This window comes from Gammaproteobacteria bacterium, assembly GCA_022340215.1.
In the GTDB taxonomy this organism is placed as follows: domain Bacteria; phylum Pseudomonadota; class Gammaproteobacteria; order JAJDOJ01; family JAJDOJ01; genus JAJDOJ01.
In genome coordinates this window covers 1-5,305 of sequence record JAJDOJ010000107.1, presented here as the reverse complement: position 1 = coordinate 5,305, position 5,305 = coordinate 1, and the positions used below count along the sequence as shown (strand labels likewise).

Sequence of the window (5,305 nt, the reverse complement as noted above, 5' to 3'; positions counted from 1 at the left end):
TGTGAGACTATTCGGTAATCAGATTCCTGTTTTGAGTTTCTCCAAGATATGGACTCTTGCCTTACCTTGGAGGGCGGGTCACATTCGGCTCAAGGATAACTCCCTGTCATAACAATGGGTTACCACCTTGAAAGGGCTGGTCAAGCCCTACAGACGCTCCTTGAGGATGGGGTCCTTGCCGTTCCACAGCCCCAGGGCCAGACAAAGGAGCTGCTGGTCATCGGACAGCCCGGCAAGGCCGTCCTCGCCCCAGCGGTAGGCACGGTTGCGGTCGTGGTCGTGGGGGAAGGAGTCCCAGGCGGCCCCACCCTCACTGTAGTCTTCTCGCACGGTGCCCCACTGGCGCTCGCTCAGATAGGGGCCCCAGCGCTGCCAGTCGGCCTCACCGGATTTCTGTTCAAGAAGGCGTTGCCCTGCAGCGGTGATTGCTCGTGATGACCGTTGGTTCATCTTCGCTTCCCTTTGTTGTCGGCTTGGTTGGACCGGATACCGAGCTCTGTCCAGACACGTAGTGTTTCGGAGACACTCCAGGCCTGCGCAAAACAGCCGTGCGCCTGATGCGGCGCATCACCGTCGAATATCTCACTGATGGAACCGACGCAGGCTTCGCGCAGGTGTCCGCCGAGTGGCCGTAGGAACGATCGCGCCCGCTTTGCATCGCCATAGACACGGAAGTGTGCGTCGGCGAACGGCGCCAGCAACCAGGCCCACACCGTGCCCTGGTGGTACGCGCCATCGCGCTCAAGTTGACCCCCGCCATAGTGACCGACGTATTCACTAGAATCTTTTGTCAGGCTACGAAGCCCGTAGGAGGTTACGAGACGGCGGGCACAGGTATCCACGACGGTGCGTTGTCGTACTGCGTCGAGAGGACTGTGAGGCAGCGACACGGCGAATAGCTGGTTGGGCCTTACGCTTGCGTCGTATAGTCGCCCGTCCTCTTTCTCGATTCCGACAGGTCCTTCGATGACGTCGTACAGGCAATCACGCTCCTCGTTCCAGAATCGCGAGAAGCTGCCCGATACGAGCTCAGCGGTACTTGTGAACTCCGCCGCGACAGCCTGCTTGCCAAGCCGCGTCGCAAGGTCGCCGATACACATGAGGGCGTTGTACCAAAGCGCGTTGATCTCCACGGCTTTGCCGATGCGTGGCGTCACGACCCAATCGCCAACTTTGGCATCCATCCAGGACAGTTGCACACCATCCTCGCCAGCCCACAGCAGGCCGTCTTCGGGATCGATATGAATGTTGTAGCGCGTACCGCGCCTGTGCCATTCGACGATATCGATGAGTGCATCGAATATCTCCTTCGCGAGATCGAGCTTGCCGCTGCGACGCGTGTATTCGCAAATGGCGTTCACGTACCAGAGCGTCGCGTCCACCGTGTTATATTCGGGTTCGTCACCATGGTCTGGAAAGCGGTTCGGCAACATACCCTGGTCAATATGTTTCGCAAAGGTCAGCAGAATACTTTTAGCAATGTCATAACGCCCGATTGTCAGCGTCAGGCCGGGTAATGCGATCATGGTGTCACGGCCCCAGTCACCAAACCACGGATAACCGGCGATGATAGTGTGTCCATCTGCCGACTCTTTCGAACCACGCGCAACGATGAACTGGTCGGCGGCATACACGAGTTGTTCGACCCAAGGCTCGTCGACCGGCTGCGGCAGGCTCTCAATCAATGATTGTCGACGTGCCAGTTCGACCGTGAGCGCCCTGTCAAAGTCGAAATCAGTCCTCGGCTCGGTTGAAATCGCGACGGTAACCGCATCGCCGTCGGCGAGGTCGATCTCGAACGACCCGGGGCTGAACAGGTCTTCAGTCTCGTCCAGCCCCCGCTCGGCCTCGAATCGATGACGGAATTGCCCGTACCAGCCCGGCGCCGGGAAAACCCTTGTCGTGCCGCTTGCAATGATGTAGTAGGGCTGCGCACCTTCGTAGGCCTCGATCCGGAAGCCTTGGTCTTTCGTTGTCGTCCGAAAATCCCAGCCGCCGTGGGTATGGCTGTGGTAGTCGCGGTAGGTACAGAGCGGACGCAGCGCCAGGTGCAGGGCCAAACTCGTGCGCAACACACAGAAGCGCACCAGGGTCGTATTTTCCCCGTGCGGCATGAGGATTCGTTTCTCAATGAGTGCATCGCTGAACGCGTATTCCCACACGGGCAGGCCGTCTTCAAGCCGGAAGCGTTCAATGTGGCGGTAGCCATGCGGGTCGATGGACCCGTCAGCAAACTCGTTAGTGCTCAGCGGGTAGTCGAAGCCGCAGTAGTGCAACACGGCATCGAGCTTGGCGAGCATCACGGTCCGCCCAAGCGGCGGATCGAGTGCAGCGATGAGCAGACCATGATAGCGGCGCGTATTCGCGTCCGCGATGGTGCCGGCCGCATAGGCGCCGAGACCGTTGGTGACCAGCCATTCGCGTTTGCTCGCCTGATCGAAGGTCGCGAGGTCGCCGCGACCGACGTCGAACAGGTTTACGGTTTTGTTGTTGTTCCTGTTGGATTCCATCATTGCGTCCTCTCAGCCATTGAGGTTGTCCTTAGGCGATTTCTGTCAAATGACATGCCATCCTGCTTGTCTTTGTCGTCCGTCCTCTGTGTTGCGACAACCGTTCCATAGTTCGACGATGCGCCTGTTATAGCGCCTTGCTGACGAACGAAAATCCGGCGCGATCTGGTATGCCATTTTCCGGCAATCGCCTTATTACCTTTGGTGTGCCGTGGATCAGGATGGGGACAATGCGGGCTACACACTACCGGATACCTCGTTCCCGCACCTTTGAGAGCTGGCAGCAGGTGACGTGCGCCTGATGAGGTAGAAACGATCGGAAATAGGGGGCAATGCTGGATGCGATCTGACAAGTTGACAATGCCCGATCAGCTCTCTTAACGGGATGATACAGTAGGTAACAACCGATGGTGTCGGGCGCCCGAAGAGACGCCCAAGTGTGCTAATGTGCCGAATCGGGCACCATATGAGGGTATCGATACCTTGGACGAACCTGTGCTGCAAACGTCCCGAGCTCCCGACAGAGACGGCGCCAGACCAACGCTCCCGCAACGAATTCGATCGCTGCTCGGGGGGCAACCGTACGGCGTCCTGTGCACCCAGGGCGGCGGACAACCCTACGGCTCGCTAGTGGCGTTTGCGTTCTCCGACGACCTGACAAGGTTGTTTTTTGCTACCGCCATCACCACCCGCAAATTCCGCCTTCTGTCGACCTGTGAACGTGTGGCGATGGTGGTAGACAGCCGGGCCACACACGGCGACGATCTCACCCGCGTTGAAGCGGTCACGGTAACGGGCAGGGCCTTGTCCGTGGACCAGGGACCAGACTACGAGGATCGCCTTGACCGCCTCTCAATCCGCCACGTGCACCTGCGGAGCTTCTTCAAGGCGCCGACTTCCGCACTGGTGAGCATCGAGGTGACTCGTTACCTGCATGTCTCGCGTTTTCAGGATGTGAGCGAATGGGCGCCGGTTCGCGGTGGTTGATATCGCTGAGCGATGCGCCGACGCTTGGTGAGACCGAGGTTGGCGCGAAGGCCATCCATCTGGCACAGCTGGAACTGGAGGGTTTTCGTGTGCCACGGGGCTACCGCCTGCCGATTGCATGCTACGAGCGATTCCTGCACGAGAACGAACTGAACCTGACGATTAGCATGGAGCTTGGGTGTAAACCGCTCCCTTCTCATGCGTTGGGAGGAGATGTGGGACATTGCACTCAGGATTCGGTCCCGATTTCTGGTCGGCAAGGTGCCCGCTCCGGTGCTGGCTGCCGTAAGGCAGGCGGTGGACGCGCTCGGTCCGACGCAGCCACTCGCAGTGAGATCATCGGCTCCCGGGGAGGATCACGGTCAAACGTCCTTCGCGGGTCTGCATGAGTCAGACGTGGGCATCACCGGGAAAATGCACTGCTCGACGCCGTTCGGATAGTATGGGCTTCACTCTGGTCCGACGCTGCACTGTTGTTGTATCGCACGGGGCTTGGGCTGTCTCCCTTGCAGAGCAGGATGGCGGTGGTGATCCAGGGACTGGCCGACGAGCACCATTCCGGTGTGGGATTCAGCCGGGATCCTCGCAGAGAAACCGAGCCCCATGCCGTTATCGAATGCGTCCCGGGCAGGCGCTCGGACCTGGTTGACGGGACCGTGGAACCCGACCGCTGGTTGGTCGAAATAGGGTCCGGGCGGGTGCTCGGCCAACGCCCCTCCAGCGATCGGAGCGATGGTCAGCAGCCGCCGGACGACGGGGACCTCGCGCACCTTGGGGCAATGCTCAAGAACGCCGAGTCGCTGCTGAAAGGCCCTGCCGACGTTGAGTGGACTGGACGTGGGGAGCGCCTGACCTAGTTGCAGCTTCGGCCAATCACGACGCGTCCGTCGCAGAAGGACGACCCCCGTCCCTGGTATCTCAGCCTTCGTCCAGCGGCGAAACGCCTCAAGGCACTGGCGGTACGCGTATCCCACCATCGCATTCCGGAACTCGAACGCCAAGGTGAACAGCTGGCAGTCGAGGACCTCGATTCGCTACACGACCATGACCCGGCTGCGGCCATCGACAAACGGGCGGAGGCTCTCGAACACTGGAAACGTGTTTACTGGGACGAATTCATCCCCCTGGCCCATGGCGTAAGACAGCCCGGCCTGTATTACAACGACATGGTGGCGTCCGGAAGACCATTATAAATTTGTGGGCTTGTTGAAGGGGCAGGATATGGTGTCTTTTCGGCGCAACCGCCAGACGATGAGCCTGGCAATGACCATCAGGGATAACCCCCGAATTCGACAGGCGCGCAACGGCGTTCGATCGGCCAAAGATCTCCAGGTTGTTCAGTCGTCGCTCACCCCGCCGAGCCCAAGGCCCTCAACTGACCCGGGCACGACGGTCGAGCGCGCACGCCAGCTTAGCTAGTGGGCCAGCCTGCATCGCTTGGCCACGCAAGCGGCCGAGTCAGGATTGTATGCTCGACGGACGACCTGAAGAGGTTTCGCCTCGGTGACGTTCTCGTGTGCCAAGCGATCGAACCGACCATGACGCACTTTGTTTCCCTCGAACGCACTCGCCCGGCTGTTCGGCGATCCCATCGCCACTGTCCGCGACATGGGCCAGGGTCAGATGACCTGACTTCGCGGAATCTACGTCGAGCCCAGTTTCAGCACCAGTAGCTCGAGGGTCATGGCGGCGAATCTGGCCAGGCGCCGGGTGAGCTTGCCGGTGGCCGAGCGCACCTGTCCGTCGAGGTGGCGATAATCGGGGTTGACGATCGGTTCGATAATCGACCAAGCGGTCCAGGCCGAAGT

The 5,305-nt window shown here is 60.1% G+C and carries 3 protein-coding genes and 2 pseudogenes; 3 read left to right on the top strand and 2 right to left on the bottom strand.

Annotated elements, in window-relative coordinates; all coding sequences use genetic code 11:
- Window positions 1-150: 150 nt before the first annotated feature.
- Both LJE91_07905 and LJE91_07900 read right to left on the bottom strand, forming a co-directional pair.
- Window positions 151-426: pseudogene (locus LJE91_07905) on the bottom strand (glucosidase).
- A 20-nt stretch (window positions 427-446) separates the two neighbouring features.
- A complete protein-coding gene (locus LJE91_07900) occupies window positions 447-2,513 on the bottom strand; it encodes an amylo-alpha-1,6-glucosidase (protein MCG6868638.1) in 2,067 nt (688 codons plus the stop codon).
- A 480-nt stretch (window positions 2,514-2,993) separates the two neighbouring features.
- Between LJE91_07900 and LJE91_07895 the strand changes: the two genes are divergently transcribed.
- The 3 genes and pseudogenes from LJE91_07895 (at window position 2,994) to LJE91_07885 (ending at window position 4,690) form a co-directional block, all read left to right on the top strand.
- Window positions 2,994-3,497 (top strand): pyridoxamine 5'-phosphate oxidase family protein, encoded by a 504-nt coding sequence (locus LJE91_07895; GenBank protein ID MCG6868637.1) that lies wholly within the window; start codon window positions 2,994-2,996, stop codon window positions 3,495-3,497.
- A gap of 198 nt (window positions 3,498-3,695) precedes the next feature.
- Window positions 3,696-4,354: pseudogene (locus tag LJE91_07890) on the top strand (PEP/pyruvate-binding domain-containing protein).
- Window positions 4,355-4,690, top strand: coding sequence for a hypothetical protein (locus LJE91_07885; GenBank protein ID MCG6868636.1), 336 nt, complete (start codon window positions 4,355-4,357; stop codon window positions 4,688-4,690).
- The last annotated feature ends 615 nt before the right edge of the window (window positions 4,691-5,305 follow it).